Raw genomic sequence first — 692 nt, forward strand, 5'->3', positions numbered from 1 at the left:
GACCGCGTTCCGTCCCCGTCGGCGCTGCGGCGTCTTCCGGAGTCGGAGCTTCAGGCGGTGGCGGACGCGGTGCGCGCCGAGATGATCGACGCGGTCTCGATCACCGGCGGCCATCTCGGCTCGGGGCTGGGCGTGGTCGAGCTGACGGTGGCGCTCCACCACGTGTTCGACACGCCCGACGACCGCATCGTCTGGGACGTCGGCCACCAGTGCTACCCGCACAAGATCCTGACCGAGCGCCGCGACCGCATCCGCACGCTGCGCCAGGGCGGCGGCCTGTCGGGCTTCACCAAGCGCTCCGAGAGCGTCTACGACCCCTTCGGCGCGGCCCACTCCTCGACCTCGATCTCGGCCGCGCTGGGCATGGCGGTCGCCCGCGACCTCGACAACGCCGCCGCCAAGGCGAAGAACCGCCCGCTCAAGCGCCGCAACGCCATCGCGGTGATCGGCGACGGCTCGATGTCGGCCGGCATGGCCTACGAGGCCCTCAACAACGCCGGCGCCCTGCACTCGCGCCTGATCGTCATCCTCAACGACAACGACATGTCGATCGCGCCGCCCGTCGGCGCCATGTCGGCCTACCTCGCCCGTCTGGCCTCGGGCGGCGCCTACCAGTCCCTGCGCGAGACCGCCAAGCAGCTCGGCAAGCTCCTGCCGAAGGCGCTCTACCAGCGCGCGGCCGCGGCCGAGGA

The 692-nt window shown here is 72.1% G+C and carries 1 protein-coding gene; it reads left to right on the plus strand.

Annotation, left to right across the window (positions count from 1 at the left end):
* Positions 1 to 692 (plus strand): 1-deoxy-D-xylulose-5-phosphate synthase N-terminal domain-containing protein (locus ACLBXO_RS31640; RefSeq protein WP_447687904.1); only part of this gene is annotated, 692 nt, incomplete at both ends.

Source organism: Methylobacterium sp. C33D (assembly GCF_053345825.1).